The 25,695-nt window shown below is 74.9% G+C and carries 29 protein-coding genes; 13 read left to right on the top strand and 16 right to left on the bottom strand.

Features of this window, described 5'->3' with window-relative positions; genetic code table 11:
* Positions 1 to 136 precede the first annotated feature (136 nt).
* Complete coding sequence (locus tag Ae331Ps2_RS05140) at positions 137 to 907, bottom strand: Rv3235 family protein (protein ID WP_139318936.1); 771 nt, start codon at positions 905 to 907, stop codon at positions 137 to 139.
* A 257-nt stretch (positions 908 to 1,164) separates the two neighbouring features.
* On the opposite strand from Ae331Ps2_RS05140, the gene Ae331Ps2_RS05135 reads away from it, so the two are divergent.
* The 4 genes from Ae331Ps2_RS05135 to Ae331Ps2_RS05120 all read left to right on the top strand — a co-directional run bounded on the left by Ae331Ps2_RS05135 (position 1,165) and on the right by Ae331Ps2_RS05120 (position 4,125).
* Positions 1,165 to 1,668 (top strand): MarR family winged helix-turn-helix transcriptional regulator, encoded by a 504-nt coding sequence (locus tag Ae331Ps2_RS05135; RefSeq protein WP_175581823.1) that lies wholly within the window; start codon positions 1,165 to 1,167, stop codon positions 1,666 to 1,668.
* 16 nt (positions 1,669 to 1,684) lie between these two features.
* Positions 1,685 to 2,671: an ABC transporter ATP-binding protein gene (locus Ae331Ps2_RS05130; RefSeq protein ID WP_075310368.1), complete on the top strand. Its 987-nt coding sequence runs from the start codon at positions 1,685 to 1,687 to the stop codon at positions 2,669 to 2,671.
* Positions 2,668 to 3,432, top strand: a complete 765-nt coding sequence (locus Ae331Ps2_RS05125; RefSeq protein WP_020622729.1) for an ABC transporter permease — start codon at positions 2,668 to 2,670, stop codon at positions 3,430 to 3,432. The genes Ae331Ps2_RS05130 and Ae331Ps2_RS05125 overlap by 4 nt, the downstream gene beginning before the upstream one ends.
* A gap of 288 nt (positions 3,433 to 3,720) precedes the next feature.
* Positions 3,721 to 4,125, top strand: a complete 405-nt coding sequence (locus tag Ae331Ps2_RS05120; protein WP_020622728.1) for an HAD-IA family hydrolase — start codon at positions 3,721 to 3,723, stop codon at positions 4,123 to 4,125.
* A 127-nt stretch (positions 4,126 to 4,252) separates the two neighbouring features.
* Here the strand turns inward: Ae331Ps2_RS05120 and Ae331Ps2_RS05115 are convergent, their stop codons facing one another.
* The 3 genes from Ae331Ps2_RS05115 to Ae331Ps2_RS05105 are packed head-to-tail and all read right to left on the bottom strand — an operon-like array spanning position 4,253 to position 6,611.
* Entirely contained in the window at positions 4,253 to 4,504 is a 252-nt protein-coding gene (locus tag Ae331Ps2_RS05115) for an antitoxin (protein WP_020622727.1), read from the bottom strand.
* 18 nt (positions 4,505 to 4,522) lie between these two features.
* Positions 4,523 to 5,794 (bottom strand): alpha-hydroxy acid oxidase, encoded by a 1,272-nt coding sequence (locus tag Ae331Ps2_RS05110; RefSeq protein ID WP_075310370.1) that lies wholly within the window; start codon positions 5,792 to 5,794, stop codon positions 4,523 to 4,525.
* A 22-nt stretch (positions 5,795 to 5,816) separates the two neighbouring features.
* Entirely contained in the window at positions 5,817 to 6,611 is a 795-nt protein-coding gene (locus Ae331Ps2_RS05105; protein WP_075310372.1) for an RNA methyltransferase, read from the bottom strand.
* Here Ae331Ps2_RS05105 and Ae331Ps2_RS05100 point away from each other — a divergent pair.
* Positions 6,610 to 8,046, top strand: a complete 1,437-nt coding sequence (locus tag Ae331Ps2_RS05100; RefSeq protein WP_020622724.1) for a wax ester/triacylglycerol synthase family O-acyltransferase — start codon at positions 6,610 to 6,612, stop codon at positions 8,044 to 8,046. The two genes, Ae331Ps2_RS05105 and Ae331Ps2_RS05100, sit on opposite strands and share 2 nt — an antisense overlap.
* A 22-nt stretch (positions 8,047 to 8,068) precedes the next feature.
* The gene (locus tag Ae331Ps2_RS05095; protein ID WP_043276975.1) at positions 8,069 to 8,575 is read left to right on the top strand and encodes a hypothetical protein; all 507 of its coding nucleotides are present in this window, start codon (positions 8,069 to 8,071) and stop codon (positions 8,573 to 8,575) included.
* 14 nt (positions 8,576 to 8,589) lie between these two features.
* On the opposite strand, the gene Ae331Ps2_RS05090 is transcribed toward Ae331Ps2_RS05095, so the two are convergent.
* From Ae331Ps2_RS05090 to aroA, 4 genes are all read right to left on the bottom strand, one after another.
* Positions 8,590 to 9,414 (bottom strand): crotonase/enoyl-CoA hydratase family protein, encoded by an 825-nt coding sequence (locus Ae331Ps2_RS05090; protein WP_075310374.1) that lies wholly within the window; start codon positions 9,412 to 9,414, stop codon positions 8,590 to 8,592.
* A gap of 77 nt (positions 9,415 to 9,491) precedes the next feature.
* On the bottom strand, positions 9,492 to 10,289 hold the full coding sequence (locus Ae331Ps2_RS05085; RefSeq protein WP_075310376.1) for a hypothetical protein: 798 nt from the start codon (positions 10,287 to 10,289) through the stop codon (positions 9,492 to 9,494).
* A gap of 65 nt (positions 10,290 to 10,354) precedes the next feature.
* Complete coding sequence (gene rsgA, locus Ae331Ps2_RS05080) at positions 10,355 to 11,374, bottom strand: ribosome small subunit-dependent GTPase A (RefSeq protein ID WP_020622720.1); 1,020 nt, start codon at positions 11,372 to 11,374, stop codon at positions 10,355 to 10,357.
* 1 nt (position 11,375) lies between these two features.
* A complete protein-coding gene (gene aroA / locus Ae331Ps2_RS05075) occupies positions 11,376 to 12,668 on the bottom strand; it encodes a 3-phosphoshikimate 1-carboxyvinyltransferase (RefSeq protein ID WP_020622719.1) in 1,293 nt (430 codons plus the stop codon).
* A 35-nt stretch (positions 12,669 to 12,703) separates the two neighbouring features.
* Here aroA and Ae331Ps2_RS05070 point away from each other — a divergent pair, with 35 nt between their 5' ends.
* From Ae331Ps2_RS05070 to Ae331Ps2_RS05060, 3 genes are read left to right on the top strand one after another with little or no spacing between them, the layout of a single operon-like run.
* Entirely contained in the window at positions 12,704 to 13,522 is an 819-nt protein-coding gene (locus tag Ae331Ps2_RS05070; protein ID WP_075310378.1) for an SOS response-associated peptidase, read from the top strand.
* Positions 13,519 to 14,121 carry an alpha/beta family hydrolase gene (locus tag Ae331Ps2_RS05065; protein WP_075310380.1) on the top strand — a complete coding sequence of 201 codons (603 nt, stop codon included), beginning with the start codon at positions 13,519 to 13,521 and terminating at the stop codon, positions 14,119 to 14,121. Before Ae331Ps2_RS05070 ends, Ae331Ps2_RS05065 begins: the two co-directional genes overlap by 4 nt.
* A 51-nt stretch (positions 14,122 to 14,172) precedes the next feature.
* Positions 14,173 to 15,120 carry an ABC transporter substrate-binding protein gene (locus tag Ae331Ps2_RS05060; RefSeq protein ID WP_212567599.1) on the top strand — a complete coding sequence of 316 codons (948 nt, stop codon included), beginning with the start codon at positions 14,173 to 14,175 and terminating at the stop codon, positions 15,118 to 15,120.
* On the opposite strand, the gene Ae331Ps2_RS05055 is transcribed toward Ae331Ps2_RS05060, so the two are convergent.
* The 3 genes from Ae331Ps2_RS05055 to ybaK all read right to left on the bottom strand — a co-directional run bounded on the left by Ae331Ps2_RS05055 (position 15,117) and on the right by ybaK (position 18,747).
* Positions 15,117 to 17,318 (bottom strand): bifunctional diguanylate cyclase/phosphodiesterase, encoded by a 2,202-nt coding sequence (locus Ae331Ps2_RS05055; protein WP_075310382.1) that lies wholly within the window; start codon positions 17,316 to 17,318, stop codon positions 15,117 to 15,119. The genes Ae331Ps2_RS05060 and Ae331Ps2_RS05055 overlap by 4 nt on opposite strands.
* A 20-nt stretch (positions 17,319 to 17,338) precedes the next feature.
* Positions 17,339 to 18,160 carry an SAM-dependent methyltransferase gene (locus tag Ae331Ps2_RS05050; protein ID WP_075310384.1) on the bottom strand — a complete coding sequence of 274 codons (822 nt, stop codon included), beginning with the start codon at positions 18,158 to 18,160 and terminating at the stop codon, positions 17,339 to 17,341.
* A 110-nt stretch (positions 18,161 to 18,270) separates the two neighbouring features.
* Positions 18,271 to 18,747 (bottom strand): Cys-tRNA(Pro) deacylase, encoded by a 477-nt coding sequence (gene ybaK / locus Ae331Ps2_RS05045; RefSeq protein WP_075310386.1) that lies wholly within the window; start codon positions 18,745 to 18,747, stop codon positions 18,271 to 18,273.
* Positions 18,748 to 19,065: 318 nt separating this feature from the next.
* Here ybaK and Ae331Ps2_RS05040 point away from each other — a divergent pair, with 318 nt between their 5' ends.
* A complete protein-coding gene (locus Ae331Ps2_RS05040) occupies positions 19,066 to 19,710 on the top strand; it encodes a sigma-70 family RNA polymerase sigma factor (protein WP_254849651.1) in 645 nt (214 codons plus the stop codon).
* Positions 19,711 to 19,751: 41 nt separating this feature from the next.
* Positions 19,752 to 20,090 carry a mycothiol system anti-sigma-R factor gene (rsrA, locus tag Ae331Ps2_RS05035; RefSeq protein ID WP_043277336.1) on the top strand — a complete coding sequence of 113 codons (339 nt, stop codon included), beginning with the start codon at positions 19,752 to 19,754 and terminating at the stop codon, positions 20,088 to 20,090.
* A gap of 95 nt (positions 20,091 to 20,185) precedes the next feature.
* Here rsrA and Ae331Ps2_RS34145 read toward each other — a convergent pair whose 3' ends face one another.
* Positions 20,186 to 20,260 (bottom strand): 50S ribosomal protein bL37, encoded by a 75-nt coding sequence (locus Ae331Ps2_RS34145; protein ID WP_369804880.1) that lies wholly within the window; start codon positions 20,258 to 20,260, stop codon positions 20,186 to 20,188.
* Between the two features lie 92 nt (positions 20,261 to 20,352).
* Here Ae331Ps2_RS34145 and Ae331Ps2_RS05030 point away from each other — a divergent pair, with 92 nt between their 5' ends.
* Entirely contained in the window at positions 20,353 to 21,867 is a 1,515-nt protein-coding gene (locus Ae331Ps2_RS05030; protein ID WP_075312834.1) for a sensor histidine kinase, read from the top strand.
* A 384-nt stretch (positions 21,868 to 22,251) separates the two neighbouring features.
* On the opposite strand, the gene Ae331Ps2_RS05025 is transcribed toward Ae331Ps2_RS05030, so the two are convergent.
* Positions 22,252 to 22,503: a WhiB family transcriptional regulator gene (locus tag Ae331Ps2_RS05025; protein ID WP_043277332.1), complete on the bottom strand. Its 252-nt coding sequence runs from the start codon at positions 22,501 to 22,503 to the stop codon at positions 22,252 to 22,254.
* 475 nt (positions 22,504 to 22,978) lie between these two features.
* Positions 22,979 to 23,929, bottom strand: coding sequence for a diacylglycerol kinase family protein (locus tag Ae331Ps2_RS05020; RefSeq protein ID WP_020623034.1), 951 nt, complete (start codon positions 23,927 to 23,929; stop codon positions 22,979 to 22,981).
* Positions 23,930 to 24,012: 83 nt separating this feature from the next.
* On the opposite strand from Ae331Ps2_RS05020, the gene Ae331Ps2_RS05015 reads away from it, so the two are divergent.
* On the top strand, positions 24,013 to 24,441 hold the full coding sequence (locus Ae331Ps2_RS05015; protein ID WP_060710703.1) for a hypothetical protein: 429 nt from the start codon (positions 24,013 to 24,015) through the stop codon (positions 24,439 to 24,441).
* Here Ae331Ps2_RS05015 and Ae331Ps2_RS05010 read toward each other — a convergent pair.
* Together Ae331Ps2_RS05010 and Ae331Ps2_RS05005 are read right to left on the bottom strand one after the other, a co-directional pair.
* Positions 24,438 to 24,923, bottom strand: a complete 486-nt coding sequence (locus tag Ae331Ps2_RS05010; protein WP_020623032.1) for a GNAT family N-acetyltransferase — start codon at positions 24,921 to 24,923, stop codon at positions 24,438 to 24,440. The genes Ae331Ps2_RS05015 and Ae331Ps2_RS05010 overlap by 4 nt on opposite strands.
* Positions 24,920 to 25,540, bottom strand: coding sequence for a histidine phosphatase family protein (locus tag Ae331Ps2_RS05005; RefSeq protein ID WP_075310388.1), 621 nt, complete (start codon positions 25,538 to 25,540; stop codon positions 24,920 to 24,922). Before Ae331Ps2_RS05005 ends, Ae331Ps2_RS05010 begins: the two co-directional genes overlap by 4 nt.
* Positions 25,541 to 25,695 lie beyond the last annotated feature (155 nt).

Below are 25,695 nucleotides of genomic sequence, written 5' to 3'. Positions count from 1 at the left end.
GTGCGCCGTCCGGTGGGGCCTCCCGCCGGCGGCGCCGCTCCCGCGGTCGCGACGCCCTCACGAGCGGAGGCCCGACGGCAGGCCTCCCTCGATCCCACCGGCAGGACGTGCACGAGCGGGCACCCGGACGCGGGTCTCACACGAGCCGGACGGCGGTCGCGAGCCACCGGCCGTCCGGGGTGCGGTCCAGCCGCAGCGCCAGGGCACGTACCCGCCCGCCGACGGTGACGGTCGCACAGACCTCGGCCACGTCCGGCCGGGGCAGGCCCACGTGCACCCGCGGCGCCCGGCGCGCGGTCGGTCCGCCCGGACGCCCGCAGCCGGGGGCACCGGCCCGTCCTCCGACGCCCGAGAGGCCACGGGACCGGTGGCCCGAGTGCACGAACCGGGCCGCGGTCAGGTAGCGACGCACCGCCGGGGTGGTGACGGCCGCGACCCCCTCCGGCGGGCGACGCCCGGCGAGCACCTCGGTCAGCAGCCGGACGATCCCGGTGGCCGGGGCCCGTACCCGGGCGAGGTCGGCCGGGGAGACGTCCTCGGGCACCGTCGGCACCGGGACGGGGTGGACCGCCTCGCGCGGTGCGGGCGCCGGTCCGGAGGACATCCGGAAGCCACCGGGCAGCACGACGACCACCCCCGGCGCGAGCGGTTCGGGCACGTCGGCGGGGGTCCGGGCCAGGAGCGGTGCAGGTCCGGACGGCAGGGCCGGCGCCGGCTCCTCGGCGGCCCCGGGGCGGGCGGTGTCGGTGCGTGGACCGGATCCGGCCCCGGAGTCCGCTCCGGTCCGCGTCCGGCCTCCGGCATCCGGGGCGGTGTCGGCCCGCACGTGGGTACCGCTCCCCGGAGCGGTACCGGTCCGGGTGCGGGCACCGGCATCCGGGTCGGCGTCGGTCGTCGTCGTGGTCACGGCGTCAGACTGCGGCGCGCCCCGACGCCACGGCGGGAACCGGCCCGCGTCCGCCACCGGACCGTCCGGCTCCGCATGGTCCGGCTCCGCATGATCCGGACCAGCACGACCCGGGGGAGGCGGGTCGGGCCGCGGCTGATCCATCGGCGTGGGTGGCCGTGTGTGGCCCACCACGGCGACGGCGGCCGGTGTTCGCGAACGCGACCGGCTCCGCCCGACCGCGCCCGCCGGGCCCGGCCCCGTCCTACCCTCCCGCGATGCCCGCACCCCGCCCACCGGGACGGATCGATCTCACCCCGCCCCGTCTCGTCGCCGCGCCCGACCCGGTGGAGGGCCCCGCGGAGTCGATGGCCGACCTCGTCGTCCGGGCCGGGGCGGCGGTGCTCGCCGAACGTCGCCGGCGGACCGGGGCGCACGGCCTCGGCGTCACCGGGTTCGCCGTCCTCGACGTGCTGCAGCGGTGCGGCGGGCTCGCCCAGCGCGAGCTCGCGGCCCGGGTCCGGGTCGCCCCGACCAGCCTGACCCCGGTCGTCGACGCGCTGGAAGCGGCCGGGTTGGTGGCCCGCCGCGGCGACCCGGCCGACCGGCGGGTCTGGCTCGTCGCGCTCACCGACGCCGGACGGGACCGGTGGCGCGCCGCCCGTCCGGACGGTCGCGGGCCGTGGCTGCGGGAACCACCGGACGGACTCGACGCCGCCGTCCGCGACTATCTGGTCGCGGTGATCGTCGACCTGGAGCAGGATCGGTCCGACGCGACGTGATCGGCAGGGGAGTGCGATGGGGCGGACCGCGGTCGAGGTGGTCGACCTGGTGAAGCGGTATCCGAAGGCGAAGGGCAACGCCGTCGACGGCCTGTCGTTCTCGGTGGCCGAGGGCGAGGTGTTCGGGCTGCTCGGCCCCAACGGCGCGGGGAAGACCACGACCGTCGGCGTGCTCACGACCCGCGTGGTGCCGACCTCGGGCACGGCCCGGGTCGCCGGTCTCGACGTGCGCACCGACGCCGTCGCCGTCTGCGCGAAGCTGGCCGTCGTCCCGCAGCGCCAGAACCTGGACCGGTCCCTCGGCGTCCGCGACAACCTGATCTTCCACGCCGCCTACCACGGTGTCGGTCGGGCCGAGCGCAACCGCCGCGCCGACGAGCTGCTGGAGCGGATGGGGCTGACCGACAAGGCGAAGGCGGTCGCCGACGACCTCTCCGGCGGTCAGGCCCAACGCGTCATGATCGCCCGCGGGCTCATGCACCGGCCGGAGGTGCTGTTCCTCGACGAGCCTTCCACCGGCCTGGACCCGCAGGCCCGGCTGTTCGTCCACGACCAGATCGGTGGCCTGCGCGACGAGGGCGTGACCGTCGTGCTGACCACCCACGACATGGACGAGGCGCACAAGCTGTCGGACCGGATCGGGATCGTCGACCACGGCAGGCTGCTCGCCCTGGACACCCCGGACGCGCTGGTCCGGTCGCTGCCGGGGAGCGCGACGGTGGAGATCGTCGCCGACCACGGCCCCGGTGCGGCGGAGACGCTGCGGGCGGCGTTGGCCGGGCTGGGCGGTGTCGCCCGCGCCGAGACCCCGCCGGGCCGCGGCCCGGGGGAGAGCGGCACCGCGACGGCGTTCCGGCTGTCGGTCACCGGAGAGCCGGCGGCGTTGCTCGCACCGGCCGTCGACCTGCTCGGGCGGCACGGCGCCACGGTGCGCGACGTCAGCCTGGGGCAGGCGACGCTGGAGGACGTGTTCATCGACCTGACCGGGAGGGACCTCCGATGACCGGGCGCGCCTTCCTGGCGGTGCTGCGCCGCGACCTGTTCGTCACCGGCCGGGAGCTGCCGTCGTTCCTCGCCCAGACGCTGGTGCAGCCGTTCTTCTTCCTGCTGGTGTTCGTCGTGGTACTCGGCCGCGGCGGCTTCGTCGCGCCCGAGTACGGGCAGATCATGCTGCCGGGTCTGATCGCGCTGAACGCGATGTTCGGCGCCTTGCAGGCGGTGACGCTGCCGCTGGTGTTCGAGCTGTCCTGGACCCGGGAGATCGACGACCGGCTGCTCGCGCCGATGCCGGTGTGGGCCGTCGCCGTCGAGAAGGTCGTCTTCGCGGGGCTGCGCGGCCTGATCGCCAGCCTGCTGATGGTGCCCATCGGCTTCCTGATGATCGACATCCGGTGGCCGGTCGAGGGGCTGGCGCCCGCGCTGCTGATGGTGGTGCTGGGGAGCCTGCTCGGTGCGGCGATGGGGCTCACGCTCGGCACCGCGGTGCCGCCGCGGCGGATCAACATCCTGTTCGCGGTGATCTTCACGCCGCTGCTGTTCACCGGCTCGGTGCAGTACCCGTGGCTCACACTGGCGGACCTGCGCTGGTTCCAGGTGCTGTCGGCGCTCAACCCGCTGACCTACGTCAGTGAGGGGATCCGCGCGTCGCTGGTGCCGCAGGTCCCGCACATCCCGCTGTGGGTGTGCGTGCTCGTCCCGGTGGCGGCGATCGTGCTGTTCACCCTGCTGGGGATCCGCGGTTTCCTGCGCCGCGCGCTGGACTGAGCCGCGGCGGTCGAGCGGCGAGGCGGCAGCACTGAGCCGCGGCGGTCGAGCGGCGAGGCGGCAGCACTGAGCCGCGGCGGTCGAGCGGCGAGGCGGCAGCACTGAGCCGCGGCGGTCGAGCGGCGAGGCGGCAGCACTGAGCCGCGGCGGTCGAGCGGCGAGGCGGCAGCACTGAGCCGCGGCGGTCGAGCGGCGAGGCGGCAGCACTGAGCCGCGGCGGTCGAGCGGCGAGGCGGCAGTGCTGAGCGAGGGCCCCGGGCGGCCGCGACACTCGGTACCGTCGGTCGCGTGGCGGACACCCGGACCCTGCGCGGCCTGATCGTCGACTACGGCGGTGTCCTCGACGACCCCGCCGACGGCGCCCTGCTGCTCGCCTACGCCCGTCGCGCCGCGGCCGCGGGAATCCGCACCGCGCTGTTCTCCGGCGCGCACGCGGTGCCCGACGAGGTCGCCGCGGCGTTCGGCACGGTGCTCCTCGGCGCGGTCCGCGGCGCCCGCAAGCCGAGTCCCGACTCCTTCGCCGCCGTCGCGGCGGAGCTGGGCCTGCCCGCGGGGGACTGCGTCGTCGTCGACGACATGGGGGCGTGTGTGCGCGGCGCCGCCGCGGCCGGGGCGGTCGGGGTGCGGCACACCGGCGCCGAGACCACCCTCGGCGAGCTGGAGGTCCTGCTCGGGGTCCCCGCCCGGGGCTGAGCCGCCGGGGACCGGGCCGGGGGGGGGCGTGACGTGCGGAGGCGCCGCCCGCGGTGAGCGGACGGCGCCTCGTGGGCGGCCCGGCGGTCGGCCGGGTCGGTCGTGCTCTGCCTACTGCTGCGAAGGCTTACTGCTGCGGAGGCGGCGGCGGGGCCTCACCCGGCGCGGGCGGCGGCGGGGCCTGCCCGTCCGGGCCCGGCTGCTGGGCGGTGGTGTCGCCGGTGCCGGTCTTCTCCCGGGCGAACTTCGTCGCCGCGTCGATCTGGCCGTCGTGACCGGCGTACTTCTGCTTCGCCGCGTCACCGGCCTTGTTCAGCGCCTGGTCGACCTTGTCGTCGTGCTGGCCGAGCAGTTCCTTGGCCTTGTCCAGGAAACCCATGCGCCCATGCTGGCCCGGTCAGCGCCGGGGCGCAGCGCCGGGACGTCGCTCGTTCGGGTGATGGTGGCCGCTGGTCGACGAGCGGAGCCGTGCGTGCTCCGGGCGGAGGTCGTCGACCCGGGTGACGCCGAGCAGCTGCATCGTGCGCTCCACCTCGGCCCGCAGGATCTCCACGGCGCGCGCCACCCCGGCCTCGCCCCCGGCCATCAGCCCGTACAGGTAAGCGCGGCCGACCAGCGCCGCGCGGGCGCCGAGCGCGACCGCCGCGACGACGTCGCCGCCGTGGGTGATCCCGGTGTCCACCAGGACCTCCGCGTCGTCGCCCAGCTCCTGCACCACCGGCTCGATCAGCTCGGCGGGCACCGGGGCGCGGTCCAGCTGGCGTCCGCCGTGGTTGGACAGCAGCACGCCGTCGGCGCCCGCGTCGGTGACGCGGCGGGCGTCGGTGACCGACTGGACGCCCTTGACCACCAGCTTCCCGGGCCAGGCGCCGCGCAGCCACGTGACGTCGTCGAGGGTGAGGGCCGGGTCGAACACCCGGTTGATCACCTCGTACGGGCTGCCGCCGCCCGCGGCGAGCGACTCGAACGTCAGCGGTTCGGTGGTGAGCAGGTCGAACCACCAGCGGGGGTGGCGGGCGCCGTCGACGAAGGTCCGCAGCGACAGCGCCGGTGGGATGGACAGGCCGTTGCGCGCGTCGCGGCGCCGGTTGCCGCCGACCGGGGTGTCCACGGTGAGCAGCAGCGTGTCGTAGCCGGCCTCCCGTGCCCGGGAGACGAGCTCGTGGGCGACCGAGCGGTCGCGCCACAGGTAGAGCTGGAACCAGTGCCGCCCGCCGCGCCCCGCCTCGGCGACGCCCTCGATCGTCGTGGAGCCCATGGTCGAGAGGGCGTAGGGGATCCCGGCCCGGGCGGCGACGGCGGCGACCGCGCGCTCGCCCTCGGTGTGCATCATGCGGGTGAAGCCGGTCGGGGCCAGCGCGAACGGCAGCGACGAGCGTCCGCCGAGGACGTCCCGGCCGGTGTCCACCCGGGAGACGTCGGTGAGCACGGTCGGCGAGAACTCCACCGAGGCCCACACCTCGCGGGCCCGGCGCAGGCTCACCTCGTCCTCGGCGGCCCCGTCGGTGTAGTCGAACACCGCCCGCGGCGCCCGCCGGCGGGCCAGCTCGCGCAGGTCCCCGATGCTCGACGCGCGAGCCAGCCGGGCCGCCGTGCGGTCCAGGGTGAACGGGGCGGGCCGCAGCAGCGGCGCGAGCTCGGACGGGCGGGGAATGCGACGGCGCACCATCGCCCCGACACTAGGTGACCGCTCAGCGTCGGCGCAGCAGTTCGTAGGCGGCGACGGCACCGGCGGAGGCGACGTTGAGCGACTCGACCCCGCCGTACATCGGCAGCGAGAGGATCCCGTCGAGCCGGGAGCGGACGTCCTCGGTCAGGCCGTCGGTCTCGTTGCCCAGCACCAGGGCGACCCGGGGCGGGAGCGACGCCTCCAGCAGCGAGTCGCCGCCGGCGTCGAGCCCGAACACGCCGAACCCGGCCGCGTGCATGAGGTCGACGCCCTCGGCGGCGGTGGCACAGCGCAGCACGGGCGCGGCGAACGCCACCCCGGCCGAGGCCTTGATCACCAGTGGGTCGATGGCGGGCACCCCGCGGCGGGGCAGGAGTACGCCGTCCAGACCGGCGGCCGTCGCGCTGCGCAGGATCATCCCGACGTTCGACGGGTTGGTGACGGCGTCGAGGACCAGCACCGACGCCGGCCGCCGGGTGCCCAGGTCGGACAGGAAGTGCTCCAGCGGCGACATCCGCGGGGCGACGACGTCGGCCAGCACGCCCTGGTCGTGGCGCCCGTTGCCGGCCAGCACCTTCACCCGCTGCGCGGTCGCACGCTGCACCGGCACCCCGCGGTCTCGGGCGGCCGCGGTGATCTCGCGTTCGCCGCCACCGCGCACCGTGTCGGCCAGCACGACCTTGTCGACCTCCAGGTCGGGGTCGGCCAGCGCCTCCAGGACGGGCTTGCGGCCGTAGACCGTGATGAACCGGTCCTTCGGGGAGACCGCACCTGCATCGCTCACGGGGAGAAGCGTCGCACGTAGGATCGCGGCCATGCCGTCCCGGCTCTCCGCACTCGACGCGTCCTTCCTGTACCTGGAGGAGGCGACCACCCCGATGCACGTCGGCGGGGTCGCCGTCTTCGAGCGCGCGGACGACGGGTTCGACTACGACCGCCTGGTCGAGCTGATCGAGCAGCGGATCGCGCTGGTGCCGCGCTACCGGCAGAAGGTGCGCCACGTCCCGGCCAACCTCGCGCGTCCGGTGTGGGTGGACGACCCGGAGTTCGACATCGCCTACCACGTGCGGCGCTCGGCGCTGCCCCGTCCGGGCAGCGAGGACCAGCTGACCGACCTGGTCGGACGGCTGATGTCCCGGCCGCTGGACCACACCCGTCCGCTGTGGGAGATGTACCTCATCGAGGGGCTCGGCCCCGCCGGGGACGGCGACACCGGCCGGGTCGCGATCCTCACCAAGACCCACCAGGCGATGGTCGACGGGATCTCCGCGATCGACATCGGCCAGGTCATCCTCGACGTCTCCGCCGAGCCGCGGGCCACCCCGGACGAGCTGTGGATGCCGCGCCCCGAGCCGACCGACGGGCAGCTCGTGCTCGACGCGATCTCCGAGGCCGTCACCCGCCCCACCGAGATCGTGGACAACGTGCGGGTCGCCGCGGGGGACGCGCTGGCCACCGTCGGCAAGCTCGCCGGGGCCGCGGGCAAGGTCCTGAACATGGCCCGGACCGCGGGTCGTCGCGCGCCGGGGCTGCCACTGAACGCCGAGATCTCCACCCAGCGCCGGTTCGCGCTTGCCCGCACCGACCTGGAGGACTACCGCAAGGTCCGCGCCGCCTACGGCTGCGACGTCAACGACGTGGTGCTCGCCGTGATCGCCGGTGCCCTGCGGACCTGGCTGATGTCACGCGGCGAGCCGGTCGCCGGGTCGTCGTCGGTGCGGGCGCTGGTGCCGTTGTCGGTGCGCGGCGAGGGCGACGTGCCCAGCTCGGCGGCCGGCGGGTCGCTCGGGAACCGGGTGGCCTCGTTCCTGGTGGACCTGCCCGTCGGCGAGCCGAGCCCGCTGGTGCGGCTGCACCAGGTCACCCACCAGATGCGCGAGCACACCGACACCGGCGACGCCGTCGGTGCCGACACCCTGGTCCGGATCGGCGGGTTCGCCCCGCCGACGCTGCACGCCGTCGGTGCCCGCGCCGCGAACGGCATGGCACGGCACTTCTTCAACCTGGTCGTCACCAACGTCCCCGGGCCGCAGTTCCCGCTCTACGCGGCCGGGGCGCGGATGCTGGAGATGTTCCCGGTGGTCCCGCTGGCGAAGGGCCAGGCCGTCTCCATCGGCCTGACCAGCTACGACGGCGGTGTCTACTACGGCCTGAACGGGGACCGGGACGCCATGGGCGACCTGGACGTGCTGGCCGGGATGGTGGACGAGTCGCTCGAGGAGCTCCTCGAGACACTGCGACAGTCGGGGTGAGCCCCGTCAGAGGAGAACACCGTTGAGGATCTACCTCCCCGCAACCTGGCCGATGCTGGCCCGCGCCGTGAAGACCGGGAACTTCGAGCCGCTCGGCGGCACCGCCTTCGCGCTCACCCCGAAGCTGCGCGAGTCCTACACCGCGGGTGACGACGAGGAGCTCGAGTACGCCGCGATGAACGAGGCAGCGCGGGCGTCGCTGCGGCTGCTCGCGGTCGAGTTCGGCCTGGGCGAGAACGACACCCCCGCCCGCCGGGTCGTGGTGTCCGCCGACACCGACGACGTCACCCTGCGCCCCGACCTCGACGACGGCGCGGTCCGGGTGACCGGCCCGGTGCCGCTGTCGAAGATCGCCGCCGTGCACGTCGACCTGCCGGAGGCCGAGCACGCCGTCCGGGAGGCGGCCGGTGCGGTCGACAAGGCCGACCTGGGCGACATGGACGCCGAGTTCCTCGTCGGCGAGGCCGAGGACCACGAGCTGGCCTGGTACGACGGCACCGAGCTGCCGTTCCTGGTCGAGCTGGGCTGAGCCCCGACGGGCCCTCAGCCCGCTCCGGCCCCCGGCGCGGGGTCGTGGAACACCGGGTCGCGGCCCTCCAGCCGCGCGGCGACGGCCTCGCGCTGGTTCGGGCTCGCGATCAGCGCACCGATCTCGGCCTGCTCGGCGGCGAGCTGCTCGGCGGGCGGACGGGGCGTCGTGAGCAGCCGCTTCGCCGCGCGGACCGCGTGCGGGTTGCGGGCGGCGATCTGCCGCGCGGTCGCCAGCGCGGCGGCCCGCGGGTCCTCGGCGGTGCGGGTCGCGAGCCCCAGCGCGACGGCCTCGGTGCCGGACACCGTGCGCCCGGTGAAGGTCAGGTCGCGGGCGACGTCGCGCCCGACCAGCTGCGGCAGCAGCAGCGTGCCGCCCATGTCGGGCACCAGGCCCCAGACGATCTCCAGCACCGACAGCGTCGCGGTGGGGGCGACGATCCGCAGGTCCGCGCCGAGCGCGATCTGCAGTCCGCCGCCCAGCGCGTGCCCCTGCACGGCGGCGATCACCGGCACGTCCAGTTCGGTCCAGGCGTACGCGGCGCGCTGCCCGGTCGCGCGGGCCGGGGAGCCGTCGCGCGGCGGGGGCAGCTCGGCGGTGGCCGAGAGCCGTTCGCCGGCGCGCATCGCGCGGAACATGTCGCGGTCCAGACCCGCGCAGAAGTCCGGCCCCTGCGCCGACAGCACCACGACGCTGACGTCCGCGCGGTCGCGCAGCGCGTCCGCGGCGTGCACGATCGCGGTGAACTGGGCGACGTCGAGGGCGTTGCGGCGCTCCGGCCGGGTGAACCGCACCTCGGCGACGCCGTCGTCCACGGTGGTCCGGACCCGCTCGCTCATGCACCGCACCGTAGCCCGGATCGGAGGCAGCCACGGCCCGTCGTCGCGCCGCAGCGGCACCCGGAGGGCCGGGGCCCTCAGCCGCGGACGGGTGGCTCGATGGTGATCGGGGCGCCCCAGCCGTCGTAGCGGACGAGGACATCGAGGGCCGCGCCGTCGGGCAGCTGCTGGCGGACCCGGCTGCGCAGCGGCCTGCGTTCGGCGTCGACCCAGATCTCCGAGCTCAGCCGGGTCAGCCCGGCCCGCTGCTGGGCCTGCAGCGCCCCCCGGCGCGCCGGGTCGGTCTCGGTCGCCACGGCCCGCACCAGGTCGACGACCAGCGTGTAGTGCACGGCCGGGGTGCCGTCGACGGCGTCGTCGGCGGCGTCGGCGACGAGCACCGCGTCCGGGTAGCGGGCCACCGCCCCCAGCGGGTCGACCCCGGCGGCGACGTTCGCGGCGAGCGTCGCGTGCGCCATCTGCTCCGGCGGCAGCGGGACCCGTCCGGCCTCGCCCCAGCCGCCGTCGCCGGGGCGCAGCCAGGTGCGGCCGCCGATCCGGATGATCTCGGTGCTCCGTGCGACCGTGCCCGACGGCCCCGAACGCAGCAGCAGCCGCACCGCGGGGGCGTCCCCGGCCCCGTCGACCCGCAGGGCGCCGTCGCCGGTCACCGGGACGGTCGTGCCGTCGTGGGTCAGGGTGCCCGCCACCGACAGCGTCGAGCCGCCGTCGAGCCGGGTGCGGGCCCGCACGTCGGCGACCAGCGGGGCCGGGTCGTAGTACTTCGGCAGCGCCGCCGGCGCGACCGCGGGCGGCGGGGTGGCGCCCGACGAGCCGGGCCACGAGCACCCGGACAGCCCGGGTACCAGCACCGCCCCGCACAGCAGCAGCGTCATCGCGCGCCGTCCCGGCACTACCCGCTCCCCGGCCGTCGTCGTGATCGTCGGAACTGTCAGGACCGTCAGAACCTGTCGCTCGCCAGCGCCACCAGCACGCGGCGCAACGCGTCGAGTCTGCCTCCTCCGAGTGCGCCGGAGGCGACCAGGTCGTCCAGTGCACACTCCGGGTCGGCGGGCGGCCCGAGGTGCCCGCAGCCGCGCGGGCAGTCCTCGATGGCCTCGGCGAGGTCGCCGAACGCGGCGACGACGTCGTCCGCGCTGACGTGCGCGAGCCCGAACGACCGGACCCCCGGGGTGTCGACGACCCAGCCGTCGGCGTGCGGGAACGCCAGGGCCGCGGTGGTCGTGTGCCGGCCCTTGCCGACGCCCGACACCCGCCCGATGGCCTGGGTCGCGGCCGGGACGATCGCGTTGACCAGCGTGGACTTGCCGACCCCTGAGTGTCCGACGAGCGCGCACAGCCGCCCGGACAGCTCCGCGCGCAGCGCGTCCAGCCCGGTCGGCGGCCCGGACTCCGAACGTCCGGTCACCAGCACCGGCACCCCGAGCTCGCGGTACTGCGCGGCGAACGGCTCGGGGTCGGCGAGGTCGGACTTGGTGAGGCACAGCACCGGCTGCAGCCCGCCGGCGAACGCCGCGACCAGGCAGCGGTCGACGAACCCGCTGCGCGGCACCGGGTCGGCGACGGCGGTGACCACGATCAGCCGCTGCGCGTTCGCGACGACGATCCGCTCGTAGGGGTCGGTGTCGTCGGCGGTGCGGCGCAGCACGGTCTCGCGCTCGGCGACCCGCACGATCCGCGCGAGGGTGTCCGGCTCGCCGGACAGGTCCCCGACGAGGTCCACCCGGTCCCCGACGACGACCGGCGTCCGGCCCAGCTCGCGGGCCCGCATGGCGACGACCTGGGGGAGGCTCGGGTCGGCGTCGACCGCGCAGGTCCAGCGGCCCCGGTCGACGGCGGTGACCATCGCGCGGGTCGCGTCGGCGTGCGCGGGGCGGCGCTTGCTGCGCGGACGGCTGCCGCGCCGTCCCGGGCGGACGCGGACGTCGGACTCGTCGAGCCTGCTGATGTCGCGGGGCACGTCAGTTCCCGACCAGCGCCGCCCACCGGCCGGGGAAGTCCGGGATGGTCTTGTCGGTGCTGGCGACGTCGTCGATCTCGACGCCCGGCACGACCAGACCGATGATCGCGCCCGCGGTCGCCATCCGGTGGTCGGCGTAGGCGCCCCAGGGCCGGTCGGCGCGCCCGGTCAGCGGCTTCGGTTCGATGACCAGCCCGTCGTCGGTCTCGGTGACGGCGCCGCCGAGCGCGGTGATCTCGGTGGCGAGCGCGGCGAGCCGGTCGGTCTCGTGCCCGCGCAGGTGCCCGATCCCGCGCAGCCGCGAGGTGCCCGAGGCGAGCGCGGCGATCGCCGCGACGGTGGGTGCGAGCTCGCCCGCGTCGTGCAGGTCGACGTCGACGCCGCCGAGCCGGTCCGGGCCGGTCACGGTCAGCCCCTCGGCGGTGTGCGACACGGTCGCGCCGAACTGCTCCAGCACCGGCAGCACGTCGACGCCGGGCTGGGTGGTCTCGGCGGGCCAGCCGCGCACGGTGACCCGCCCGCCGGTCACGACGGCCGCGGCGAGGAACACCGCGGCGTTCGACAGGTCGGGCTCGACCGTCCAGTCCCGCGCCGCGACCGGCCCGGGCTCGACCCGCCAGCTGTTCGGCTCGCCGTCGTCGACGACCACCCCGGCGGTGCGGAGCATCTCCACCGTCATGGCGATGTGCGGCAGCGAGGGCAGCGGCTTCCCGTCGTGGCGGACGGTCACCCCGCGCTCGAACAGCGCCCCGGACAGCAGCAGCCCGGACACGAACTGCGACGACGCCGACGCGTCGATCGTGACCTCGCCACCCCGGACCGGGCCCCCGTCCAGGACGAACGGCAGCGCGTCGGCGGCGCCGTCGAAGGACACCGTCGCTCCGAGCTGGCGCAGGGCGCCCAGCACGGTGCCCATCGGGCGCTCCCGGGCGCGCGGGTCGCCGTCGAAGCGGACCGCGCCCGACGCCGTCGCCGCGGCCGGCGGGACGAACCGCATGACCGTTCCGGCCAGCCCGCAGTCGACCTCCGCCGGGAACGCAGCCGTGCCGCCACGCAGGCCGCCGTGCGCGCCGATCCGCACCGTGTCGCCCTCGGTGACGACCGGGACGCCCAGCGCGGTGAGCGCGCCGGTCATCAGCGCGGTGTCGCGGGTGGGCGGCGCACCGTCGACCCGGACCCCGCCGCCGGACAGCCCGGCGAGCAGCAGCGCACGGTTGGTCACCGACTTCGACCCGGGGACGGTCACGGTGCCGGTCACCGGCGACCCGGGCGTGGGGGCGGTCCAGTAGCTCACGCCCCCATCCTTCCCCACATGGGAGCATGGGATGCATGTGCGGCCGTTACGCCTCCACCAAGGCCCCCGCGGACCTGGCCGACGAGTTCCACGCCGTCGACGCGACGCAGGAGTCCTCGCAGCGTCCGGACTACAACGTGGCGCCGACCAAGGACATCACCGTGGTGGTCGAACGCCACCCCCGCGACGAGAGCGGCGAACCCGACCGGGACGTCACCGAGCGGTCGCTGCGGACCGTCCGCTGGGGCCTGGTGCCGTTCTGGGCGAAGGACCCGTCGGCGGGTGCGCGGATGGTGAACGCCCGGTCGGAGACGATCACCGAGAAGCCCGCGTTCCGCCGTGCGGCCGCGTCGCGGCGCTGCCTGTTCCCGATGGACGGCTGGTACGAGTGGCAGCGCCACGACGCCGTCCCGAAGAGCCAGGGCGGGACCGGCAAGCCGACCAAGCAGCCGTACTTCACCCACTACGCCGACGACGCCACGATGGCGATGGCCGGCCTGTGGGAGTACTGGCGTCCCAGCGGCGGCGAGCTCGCCGAGAAGTACCCGGACGGCCTGGTCACCGCCTGCGTGCTCACCACCGAGGCGGTCGGCCCGCTCGCCCAGGTGCACGACCGGATGCCGCTCGTGCTGCGCCCCGACGACTGGTCGGACTGGCTCGACCCGGACCGCGACACCGGCGACGACCGGGTCACCCGGCTGCTCGTCCCGCCGACCCCCGAGCTGGTGTCCACCCTCGAGATCCGGCCGGTGTCGCCGCAGGTCAACAACGTCCGCAACAACGCTCCCGAGCTGCTCGACCGGATCCCCGACGACCAGGTGACCGAGCCGATCCAGCTCGACCTGCTGTCGTGACCGGGGCGCGCGAGGTCGACACCCCGCGCGGACCGGCCCGGGTCACCCTGCACCGGGCGGAGCAACCGCGCGGCCTGCTGCTGCTCGGGCACGGCGCCGGCGGCGGTGTCGACGCCCCCGACCTGGTCACCGCGACCGCGGCGGCCACCGCCGCCGGGTTCGACGTCGGCCTGGTCGAGCAGCCCTACCGGGTCGCGGGCCGGCGGGCCCCCGCCCCGGCCGGGCACCTCGACGAGGCGTGGCTCGCCGTCGTCGCGGCGGTGCGGCCCGGCCACGACGGGCCGCTGGTCGTCGGCGGCCGCAGCTCCGGTGCGCGCGTCGCCTGCCGCACGGCGACGACGGCCGGTGCCGCCGCGGTGCTGTGCCTGGCCTTCCCACTGCACCCGCCCGGCCGCCCGGAGCGGACCCGGGCCCCGGAACTCGACGGGGCCGGGGTGCCGGTGCTCGTGGTGCAGGGCCGCAGCGACCGGTTCGGCGTCCCGGCCGACGGGCCCGACCGGCGGGTGGTGCTGCTCGACGGCGACCACGGTCTGAAGAAGCAGCACGACCGGCTGCGCGAGGTCGTCGCCGGATGGGCGGCGGAGCAGCTCGCCCGGTAGAAGCCGGTAGAAAAGGTATGCCTACCCTTATGTGCCCGGTATGTTCCCTCCGTGTCGAAGATCCGATCCTTGAGAGCGTCGGCGGCCGCCGCGGTCCTGTCCGCGCTGCTGCTCGTGGTGGCCGGGTGCGCCGCGGCGCCCGAGCCGGCCCCGTCCGGGGGAGGCGGCTACACGGTCACCCACGCGATGGGCGAGACGCGGCTGCCGGCGCGGCCGTCGCGCGTCGTGGTGCTGGACTCCCCGCACCTGGACGCGCTGGTCGCGCTCGGGATCGTCCCGGTCGGGGCGAGTGAGTCGTCGGTCGGGGCCGGGTTCCCGCCGTACCTGGCCGACCGCCTGACGGGCACCCGACCGACCGGAGCGATCAACGATCCCGACCTCGAGGCGGTCGCGTCGTTGCGGCCCGACCTGATCATCGGCTCGGCCACGCGGCACACCCCGCTCCACGCGCAACTCGCGCGGATCGCCCCGACCGTGTTCTCGGTCGGCAGCGGCACCGACTGGACCGAACAGGCCCGGGTCACCGCTGCCGCGGTGCAGCGCACCGGCGAGATGGAGGAGCTGCTCGAGGGGTGGCGGCTGCGCGCCGAGCAGGTGGGCAGGGAGGTCGGCGCGCCCGGTCGGACGGCGTCGATCGTGCGGTTCCAGCCGGAGTCGTTCCGGCTCTACGGGCCGAGGAGCTTCTCCGGGTCCGTGTTGACCGCGATGGGCTTCGAACTGGGCGACCGTGCCTGGAACGAGTACTCGATGCTGCAGGTCGGACCGGAGATGGCCTCGGAGATCGACGGCGATGTCGTGTTCTTCACCGACCGGGCCGGTGACCCGTCGGCCGGTGCCCGGGGTGCGGTGAGCAGGTTGTGGGGCACCGCCGCCGCCGTCCGCGCCGGCCGGGTGCACGAGGTCGAGGACGAGACCTGGATGGTGGGGATCGGCGTGCTGGGCGCCGACCGGATCGTCGACGACGTGCGGCAGCGTCTGGCCCCGGGCCCGCCGTCCTAGCGGGCCCCGGCCAGCAGCGCGGCGAGCTCGGCCGCGGGGCGTGGCGACCCCAGGTGCCAGCCCTGGCCGATGTCGCATCCCAGGTCGTGCAGCCTGCGGGCCTGCCAGCCGGTCTCGACCGACTCCGCGACGACGGTCAGCCCGAGGGTGTGCGCCAGCTCGATCATCGCCGAGAGGATGACCGGGCTGTCGACGTCGCCGGGGCCCGGGTCGTCCGGGCCCTCCTCGCCGGGGCAGGCGCCACCCCGGCCGGTGACGAACGACCCGGCCAGCTTGAGCACGTCCACCGGCAGCCGGTGCAGGTAGACCAGGTTCGAGTAGCCGGTGCCGAAGTCGTCGATGGCGATGCGCACCCCGAGCCGCGACAGCTCCTCCAACGCCTGCACCGGGCGCCCGGCGGCGGACATGAGGTCGCTCTCGGTCAGCTCCAGCTGCAGCGACGAGGCGGGCCACCCGGTCCGCTCCAGCACGTCGGCGATGCGGAGGACGGCGTCGGGCCTGCGCAGCTGCTGGCCCGCCACGTTCACGCTGAGCACCAGCCCCGCGTCGGCGCCCGAGTCCACCCAGGACCGGGCGTCGGTGCAGGCCTGCTCCAGCAGGTGCAGCCCCAGCGGGACGATCAGGCCGGTCTGCTCGGCCAGCGGGATGAACACGTCCGGGCCGAGCCGCTCGCCGTCGGCGGTGCGCCAGCGGGCCAGCGCCTCCACCCCGACGACGGCGCCGTCGTCGAGCGCGACCAGCGGCTGGTACTCCAGGTGGAACTCGCCGCGCTCCAGCGCACCCGGCATCCGGCCGGCCAGCTCGAACAGGTGCACGTCGTTGGCGTGCCGGGCCGGGTCGAAGACCGCGATGCGGTCCCGGCCGTCGCGCTTGGCCCAGTACATGGTGGTGTCCGCGGCCTGCATGAGCTCGGCGGCGCCCGCGGCACCGGCGACGTCCTCGCCGGTGGCGGTGCCCGCGGCGTCGCGGAACGGGCGGGCGACGACCCCGATGCTGGCCGACACCACCACCTCGCGGCCGCGCACGTGCACCGGCCGCCGGACGACGGCCAGCGCCCGGTCGGCGACCTCGGCCAGCTGCTCGACGCCGGTGCACTGCTCCACGAGCACCACGAACTCGTCGCCGCCCATCCGGGCGACGGTGTGCCCTGCCGGGCGGAGCTCGGCGTCGAGGCGGTGCGCGACGGTGCGCAGGAGCTGGTCACCCGCGTCGTGGCCGAGGGTGTCGTTGACGGCCTTGAAGCCGTCGAGGTCGAGATAGCAGACCCCGACCGGGGCGGGGGAGCCGTACGGCCCGGCGAGCGCGGTCTCGAGCCGGGTGAAGAACAGCGAGCGGTTCGGCAGCCCGGTGAGCGGGTCGTGCTCGGCCTGGTGACGCAGCCGTGACTGCAGGCGGCGGCGCTCGGTGACGTCGGAGACCATCGCGATGAGGTAGCGGGGCTCGCCGTCGGGGGAGCGGACCAGCGAGACGGTCAGCTCGGTCCACACCTGGTCGCCGTCGACCCGGAAGTAGGCCTTCTCCATCCGGACGTGCCCGATCCGCCCGGCGAGCATGGACTCGATCTGCGGCCACATCTCGGGGGTGTCCTCGGGATGGATGAACTCGAACACCGAACGGCCCACGAGCCCACCGGGCCGGTGGCCGAGCATCTGGGTCAGCGTGCGGTTGGCCTCCAGGATCTGGCCCTCGGTGTCGGCGACGCCGATGCCGATCACGGAGCTCTCGAACACCACGCCGTAGCGCGCCTCGGAGCGCCAGCGGGCGTCCTCCGCGGCGGCGCGTGCGGCGAACGCGGCCGAGCTGATCCGCTCCTGCTCCAGCCGGGTGCGGTCGCGCAGCATCCGGGCGTACCCCGTCGACAGCGCCCCGACCGCCCTGCTCCAGCGGCGGAACCGCTCCGGGTCGAGGGTGTGCTCGGCGAAGTGCTCGGACAGCACGTCGATCGAGCAGCGCAGGGCGGCCGGGTCGGTGAGGTGCGCGGCGACCAGCTCGGCGCCGACCTCCTCGGCCATCGTCTCCTCGGCCCGCCCCTCGACGACGGCGGTGAACCACCAGGCCGCGCCGGACAGCACCGCGTGCAGGTCGGCGCGGGCGGCGGAGACGAAGCTGCGGGCCTCGATCGCGGCGACCCAGGCGTCGGCCAGCGCCGAGGGCCCCGGGCCCCCGTCGTCGGGCAGGACGGGGACGGGTTTCGCCATGACGGCTCTCCCTCCCACTGTCAGTCGCCGGGCGGCCCGGTGTGACGGGCGACGGCGGCCAGGCCGGGGTAGCGCTGCGCCTCGGGGCCCACCGGGGTCTCCGGACGCCAGAGCGGGATCCGCACGACTCCGGGTTCCACCAGCTCCAGGCCGGCCAACAGCGCCGTGAGCTCCTCGGTGTCGCGCATCCGCATCCGGTTCGGGGACGTGTCCCTGTTGTAGAGGTTCTGGGCCTGACTCGCACCGGAGAGGCCCCCCTCGTCACTCGCGTGGCTGACGACCACGTGGCTGCCGGGGACGGTCGCGGCGGCGTAGGCGGCGATGATCCCGGCCGGGTCGGCCTCGTCCGGGACGAAGTGCAGCACCGAGACGAGCAGCACCGCCACCGGCTGCGTCAGGTCGAGGTGGCTGCGGGTCAGGGGGTCGTCGAGGACCCGTCGCGGGTCGGTCAGGTCGGCGGCGAGGACGGCCGTCGACGGGTCGTCGTCGAGCAGCGCACGGCTGTGCGCGACGGCGATCGGGTCGTTGTCGACGTAGAGCACCCGGGCGTCGTCGCAGGCGGTCGCCGCGACCTCGTGCACGTTGCCGACGGTCGGGATGCCCGAGCCGAGGTCGAGGAACTGGCGGATCCCCCGCGCGCACAGGTGGTGCACGGCCCGGCGCAGGAACGCCCGGTTGGCCTGCGCGACGGCCGCCATCTCGGGCAGCGCGTCGAGCACCCGGTCGGCGAAGGCACGGTCGACCTCGAAGTTGTGCGACCCGCCCAGGTAGTAGTCGTAGACCCGGGCGACGCTCGGGCTGGTCATGTCCACCTCGTCGGGCGCCCATTCCGGTCGGTCCACGCGTGCTCCCCGTTGCTCGTCTCGACGGTGCCGACGGCGGTCCGGGGCCGTCGGTGACCGACCCTACTGGCGCGGAGCCCGGATCGGACCCGTCCGTGTGACCCCTGCGGTCAGCCGGTCGCGATCGGTGAGACGACGGCGCCGGTGAGTGCCACCAGGTCCGCCGGGGCGAGCTCGATCTCCAGGCCGCGCCTGCCCCCGGAGCAGAACACCGTCGGGTGCTCCTCCGCGGAGACGTCGAGGACCGTCGGCAGCCGCCGACGCTGGCCCAGCGGGGAGATGCCGCCCGCGACGTAGCCGGTGGTCCGCTCGGCGTCGGCGACGTCGGCCATGACGGCCTTCTTCCCGCCCGCGGCGGCGGCCAGCGCCTTGAGGTCCAGCTGGGCCGACACCGGCACGATCCCGACCGTCATGGTCCCGTCGACGAGTGCGACGAGGGTCTTGAACACCCGTCGCGGGTCCTGCCCCATGACGGCGGCGGCCTCCTCGCCGTAGCCCGCGCCGTCGTGGTGGGTGTAGGTGTGCAGCTCGTGCGCCACCCCACGCTTGCTCAGCAGCGCCGTCGCCGGGGTGCCCCTGCCCGCCATCGTCGGTGTCCTCCCGTCCTCGTCCCGGGGTCCCGACCCGGGGGGTGACGGAGAACCTACGGGAATGCCGTCCGGCGCCGCACCGTTGTTGCGGGGGTGACGACATCAGTGATGGAGAGGCCCGGGGCCGCGCCGCCGGACGGCCGCGAGCGGCCGGGGCGCGTACCCTCCGACGCGTCCGTCGTGCCGGTGACCCGCACCGGCGCGCGACTCGTGTCACTGGAGAGGGAACCTTTGTCAGTACAGCCGGATGAGCCGGACCAGCCGGAGACGGGTGCGGCAGGGACCGATCCCGCGGAGCTCGCCGCCATGGTCGGCGTGGCCGACGAGGACGGCAACCGCGCGCCCGAGGACGAGAGCGTCTCCGACCGCACGGCCCGCTTCGAGCGCGACGCGATGCCGCTGCTCGACCAGCTCTACGGTGCGGCGCTGCGCATGACCCGGAACCCGGCCGACGCCGAGGACCTGGTGCAGGAGACGTTCCTGAAGGCGTACTCGGCGTTCGGGTCGTTCCGCCGCGGCACCAACCTCAAGGCGTGGCTGTACCGGATCCTGACCAACACCTACATCAACGGGTACCGGAAGCGGCAGCGTCAGCCCCTGCAGTCGCCGACCGACGAGATCACCGACTACCAGCTGGCCCAGGCCGGTGAGCACAGCTCGACCGGTCTGCGCTCGGCCGAGGTGGAGGCGCTCGACGCGCTGCCCGACAGCGACGTCAAGGAGGCCCTGCAGGGCCTTCCGGAGGACTTCCGCATGGCGGTCTACCTCGCCGACGTCGAGGGGTTCGCCTACAAGGAGATCGCCGAGATCATGGGCACCCCGATCGGCACCGTGATGTCGCGGCTGCACCGTGGCCGGCGCCAGCTGCGCGACATGCTGACCGACGTCGCCCGTGAGCGCGGCTTCGTCCGCGACGGGGGCGCCGGCGCGACCGGGGACCGGGAGGTGACGGCATCGTGAGCGCCGCCGAGGGCTCGGGCGCACCGCTCGAGCGCAACCCCATGATCCAGGACCCGCCCGCGAACACCGGGTGCAGCGAGGTGCTGGCGGAGGTGTGGCTGTTCCTCGACCACGAGTGCGACCAGGAGCGGCGACGCCTGCTCCAGCAGCACCTGGACGAGTGCGGGCCCTGCCTGGCCGAGTACGGCATCGACGAGAAGCTGAAGGCGCTGCTGGCCCGCAAGTGCGGTGGTGAGGCGGCCCCGGCCGGGCTCAAGGACCGGCTGCGGTCCCAGATCCGCTCCGCGGTGCTCGAGCAGGCCCAGGTGACCGTGGAGAGCGGCCCGGAGGGCACCAGCGTCTCCGTGTCGCACCAGCGCACCGAGTACCGCAGCGGCTGACCGGCACCGCCGCTCCGGCGGCCGACCCGCCACCGACGCGAGAGGGCGGGCACTCCCACCGGGGTGCCCGCCCTCTCGCGTCGGTGTCGCCGAGCTCAGCAGTTCGGCTTCTTGCCGTGGTTGGCGCCCTTCTTGGCGCGGTCACGGCGCTTGCGTGCACGCTTGGACATCTCGACCCTCCTTCCCGTCCGGGTCACGGTTCCGCGGCGGTGCCGCGGGAGCTTGGTAGGGGCGATTCTCGCATGTGATGGGATGGGCGATCGTGACCACGCTGAGCGAGCTGCTCGCCGAGCACACGACGATGGACGGCGAGACCGCCGATCACCTCCAGCGCGTGGTCGGTGAGTGGCAGTTGTTGGCCGACATGTCCTTCGCCGACTTCCTGCTGTGGGTGCCGCTGGACGACCTCCACGCGGGGACCGGCGGTGCCTCCCGGGCGGCGACCGCGCAGTTCCTGTGCGTCGCCCAGGCCCGGCCCACCACCGCGCCGACCGCCCACCCGGACGACGTCGTCGGACGCCGGGCGGTGCCGGTGGAGGTCGGCCAGCTGCGCCGGGCGGTGCTGGAGGGCCGGATCTGCCGCGACGACGACCCGCGCTGGCACCTGGAGGTGCCGGTGCGGCGGGAGACCATCCCGGTGCGGTTCAAGGGCCGCACGGTGGCGGTGCTGTCCCGCGACACCAACCTGTCCACCCCGCGCGTCCCGAGCCCGCTGGAGATCGCCTACCTCGGCAGCGCCTCGGACCTGTGCCAGATGATCGTGGACGGGACGTTCCCGCCGCAGTCGGGTCCGCCCGGCTCGGCCGAGGGCAGCCCGCGCGCGGGGGACGGCCTGGTCCGCCTCGACGTGCACGGCAACGTGGCCTACGCCAGCCCGAACGCGCTGTCGGCGTACCACCGCATGGGCCACGCCAGCGACGTCGCCGGGGCCGACCTCGCGACGGTCACCAAGGCGCTGGTGCTGGACCCGTTCGACGCGAAGGACGTCGCGGGCCGGATCAACGAGGCACTCGACGGCGTCCCGTCCACCCGGATGGAGATCAAGGGCCGTCGGGCGACGATGCTCGTGCGCGCACTGCCGCTGCGCCCCCGCGGCGACGCGGCGGGCGCACTGGTGCTGGTCCGGGACGTGACCGACCTGCGCCGCCGGGACGCGGCGTTGATGAGCAAGGACGCCACCATCCGCGAGATCCACCACCGGGTGAAGAACAACCTGCAGACGGTCGCGGCGCTGCTGCGGATGCAGGCCCGGCGCAGCGAGCACCCGGAAGCCGGTCGCGCGCTGGAGGAGTCGGTCCGCCGGGTCACCTCCATCGCGCACGTGCACGAGGCCCTGGCCTACTCCGTCGCCGAGGTCGTCGAGCTCGACGAGCTGCTGCCGAAGGTGCTGCCCGCCATCCGCGACGGCGCGACGACCGAGTCCCGTGCCCGGGTACGCGTCGACCCCGGTTTCGGGGCGCTGCCCGCGGCGAAGGCGACCCCGCTGGTGCTGGTCCTGGCCGAGCTGACGCACAACGCGCTGGCGCACGCCTACGACCCCGGTACGGCGGGGGAGGTGGTCGTCAGCCCGGTGCGCTCGGCGAGCCGGCTGGAGGTGTCGGTGGCCGACGACGGCCACGGGATGCCGGCCGACTTCGACTTCGAGAAGTCCAAGGGGCTGGGGCTGCAGATCGTGCGGACCCTGCTGACCTCCGAGCTGGAGGCGACGATCGAGGTGCGGGCCCGGGAGGGCGGCGGCACGGTGGCCGTGGTCCGGGTGCCGCTCGGCGGCTCCTGAGGACAGGGGATGGGAGGGCGGCGGGGCAACGGTTCCGCCGCCCGTCGTCCCCGGGCGGTCGCTGCGGTGCGGCGGACGACCGATCCCGGTCACTCCCGGTGACCCGGGGCGTGGGAGAGGGCCCGGAGGGCACCGGATACGCTCGTCCCGTGACCGTTGATCCCGGTGCCGTGGTCGCGCCGGTACCGTGGTCGACCGTCACACCGGGGTGGCAGATCACCCCGAACGCACCTCGGGCCCGTGGCCGGTGGCGTCCGGCTACGGGCCCGAGGTCGGGGAGCTACTTCTTCTACTTCTCGGAGCTACTGCCCGAGGCGCGCGAAGCGACTGTTCCCGGGACAGCTGTTCCTGCCGTGGTCCGGGCGAGTGCCCGGAGGCGGCTGCCTACGCGGTGCGAGCGCGCGGACGGGTGCTGCGCCGCTTCAGGGCGCGCCGCTCGTCCTCGCTCATGCCGCCCCAGACACCCGCGTCCTGACCGGACTCGAGGGCCCACTGCAGGCACGACTCGGTGACCGGGCAACGCCGGCACACGCTCTTGGCCTCCGCGATCTGCATCAGGGCGGGGCCGCTGGTGCCGACCGGGAAGAACAGCTCCGGGTCCTCGTCGCGGCAGATCGCGTCGTGACGCCAGTCCATGATCACTTTCTCCTCTGGTGCGCGATCGGGGTCGCGCCGATCGTCTGTGCGCTGATGTTACGTGCATGTTTCGCAGCTTGTGAATACTTTCACGAGCCACCACGGTCCTCAATGGGGAACTGCTCGCGGGATACGTGAGCGCCCTCATAGGGAACGCACGCAGACAGACCTGTGCCCGGGACTTCGAGCCGCCCTGGGCCGGTTCCACGATCCAGTGTCCCTGTCCCACGCGGAATCGGCCACCCGAAAACGGTGTCGACCCGGACACCCTCTGAGTGAGGGGCCCGGCCCGGTGGGACGGAACCTCCACGAGCGGCGCTGCTCGTGGCCTCGCTTGCGTAGGACCACCTTGGATCACGGGTTTGGCCTGGTATAAGCCCCAACGGGACCGACGGTCCGCTCACATCGGTGAATGGCGGGGTAGCTCACTCCAGCGTGTGAGAGCGCCCGCACGATGAGCGACGAACCGTCCGTCTCACACGACGACGCGTAACGCTCCGGGCACGCTCAGGAATTCCACGTCGGTGCGCATTCCGAGGTGGTCGCCGTCGAGCTGGAGCGCGAGGGGCTGTTCCGAAGTGATCCGCACCCGGCCGACCGCGTCGTGCCGGACGATGTGCCGCCCGTGCGGGTCGCCGTCGGCGGCCAGGATCTGGCGCAGGGTCGAGGCGATCGTCCGCGGGCTCAGCCCGGTGAGGGCGAACAGCCCCAGCCCGCTGCCGAACGACGAGCGGGGGTTGGTCCGCACCGCGCGGCCGGACAGGAAGGTCCACGGGTCGGTGTTGGAGACGAACGCCAGCCGCACCCCGGTCAGCGGCGCCGCGTCGGGCAGCTCCACCGTCATCGACGGCGGCCGGCGCAGCTGCGCGAGGTACTGGGCGATCGCGGTCAGCGCGTAGCGGCCGGGGCTGGCCTCGTGGCCCTGCGCGCGGGCGCGCTCCACCGCGGCCACGACCTCGGCGTCCCAGCCCATGCCGGCGTTGAAGGTGAACCAGCGGTCGTCGGCCCAGCCCAGGCCGACCAGCCGTCGTCGTCGCTGGGCCAGCGCGGTCAGCACGTGCCCGGTCGCCTCGACCGGGTCGCGCGGCATGTCCAGGGCGCGGGCGAAGACGTTCGCCGAGCCACCGGGGACCACCGCGAGCATCGCCGTGGCGTCCGGGTCCGGCCGCGGGGCGCCGCTGCCCGAGCCGGTCTGCGCGGCCAGGAGCCCGTTGACGACCTCGTTGACCGTGCCGTCGCCCCCGAGCGCCACGACGAGCTCGACGCCGTCCGCCACGGCCGCCGCGGTCGCCTCCGCCGCGTGGCCCCGGTAGCGGGTCTGCAGGACGTCGAGCTTCAGCTCGCTGGCCAGGGCCTTGGTCAGCACGTCCCGGCCGGCGGCGGTGGTGGACGTGGCCTGAGGGTTGACCACGAGCAGCGCGCGCACGGGCCGACTGTATCGACCGCGCACCGGGCGGTCCGTCGGCCGCCCGGCGGTGGCCGTCACGCCGGGCGGCCTATCCTCGCGAGGTGGCCGATGACCGTGACGCCCGCCCCGCGACGCGGGAGCGACCGCCGGAGAACGTGCGGGTGGCGGGGGTGCTCGTCGCGGCGCAGGGGCTCGTCGGCGCCGTCCTCGCGGTCGTGCTCGGCGTGCGCGCCCTGGAGGCCGGTGGCGCACGCCTCTACTACGGGCTCGCCGAGGCTGGGATCTTCGTGCTCATGGCGGCCGCCGTGGCCGGTGTCGGCTACGGGCTGGTCCGCGGGGTGCACGGCTGCCGCACGCCGGCGATCGTCGTGCAACTCCTGCTGTTCCCGGTCATCTACTACGCGCTGGGCCCCAGCCGGCAGCTGGTGTGGGGCATCGTCTGCGGCCTGTTCGTGCTGTTCACGTTCCTGATGCTGATCAGCGAGCAGTCCCGCCGCTGGTCGATGGGCGACGAGTACCCCGAGGACTAGCGTCCGGCCCGCCCGGCCAGCGCGACGAGCGGGTCGCCGGTGAGCCGGTAGGTGGTCCATCCCTCGTTCGGCACCGCGCCGACGGAGCGGTAGAAGCCGATGGCCGGGGTGTTCCAGTCCAGCACGTTCCACTCCAGGCGCTTCCAGCCGCGCCGGGCCACCTCGGCGGCCAGCTCGGCGAGCAGGGCCGCGCCGTGCCCGCCGCCGCGGGCGGCGGGGGTCACGTAGAGGTCCTCCAGGTGGATCCCGGCGACGCCCTCCCAGGTGGAGAAGGTCCGGAACCAGATGGCCGTGCCGACGACCGCGCCGTCGTCGCCGGTGGCGACCAGGGCCCCGGCCGACGGGTCGGGGCCGAACAGCGCGGCGTGCAGCTGCTCCTCGGTCAGCCCGCACTCGTCCGCGGCCTTCTCGTAGTCGGCCAGCTCGTGCACAAGCCGGACCATCACCGGCACGTCGTCGGGGGTGGCCGTCCGGACGCTCACTGGTCCTCCGTTGGGGTGGGGCGCTGGTTGACGTGGTCGAGGCGGGGGACCCCGCGCTCGAACCCCAGCACGCTGACCCCGGCCGGGTCCATGCGGAAGTGCACCCCGCCACTCGTGGGCAACCCGATCCAGCGCGCCGTCAGCACCCGCGAGAAGTGGCCGTGCCCCACGAGCACGACATCGCCGTCGCCGAGCAGGGCGCGTGCGTCGGCGAGCACGGCGTCGGCGCGGGCCGCGACGTCGTCGGGGGTCTCACCGCCGGGCCACGGTCCGTCCCAGATCGTCCAGCCCGGTAGGGACTCGCGGATCTGCGGCGTGGTCCGGCCCTCGTTGTCGCCGTAGTCCCACTCGACGAGCCGGTCGTCGACCGCGTCCACCCGCAGCCCGGCCAGCTCGGCGGTGTCCCGCGCGCGCGAGCGCGGGGAGCAGAGGACCCGGGCGGGAGGGGCGTCGTGGCGGACCAGGGCCAGCGCGGTGCGCACCCGGCGGGCGGCGACCCGGCCCTGGTCGGTCAGCGGGACGTCGGTGCGGCCGGTGTGCTTGCCGGTGCGCGACCACTCGGTCTCGCCGTGGCGCAGCAGGAGGATCCGTCCCTCGGGATCGGCGTCGGTGCTCACGTGCGGCGACGCTAGTCGCGGACGCTGCGGGACGCTCGCGGTGATCACGTCACCCGGTCGGGTCGGATCGGTCCCCGACCGGGGAGTCCGCCGGGCGCGCCGTACCCGCAGGGTGGCCGGTTCGGCTGAGATCCGTGGCGGACCACGAGCCGAGG

Source organism: Pseudonocardia sp. Ae331_Ps2 (assembly GCF_001932405.1).
Classification (GTDB): domain Bacteria; phylum Actinomycetota; class Actinomycetes; order Mycobacteriales; family Pseudonocardiaceae; genus Pseudonocardia.
Note: the sequence above shows the minus strand (reverse complement) of the source record. Positions and strands in the feature narration are given on the sequence as shown.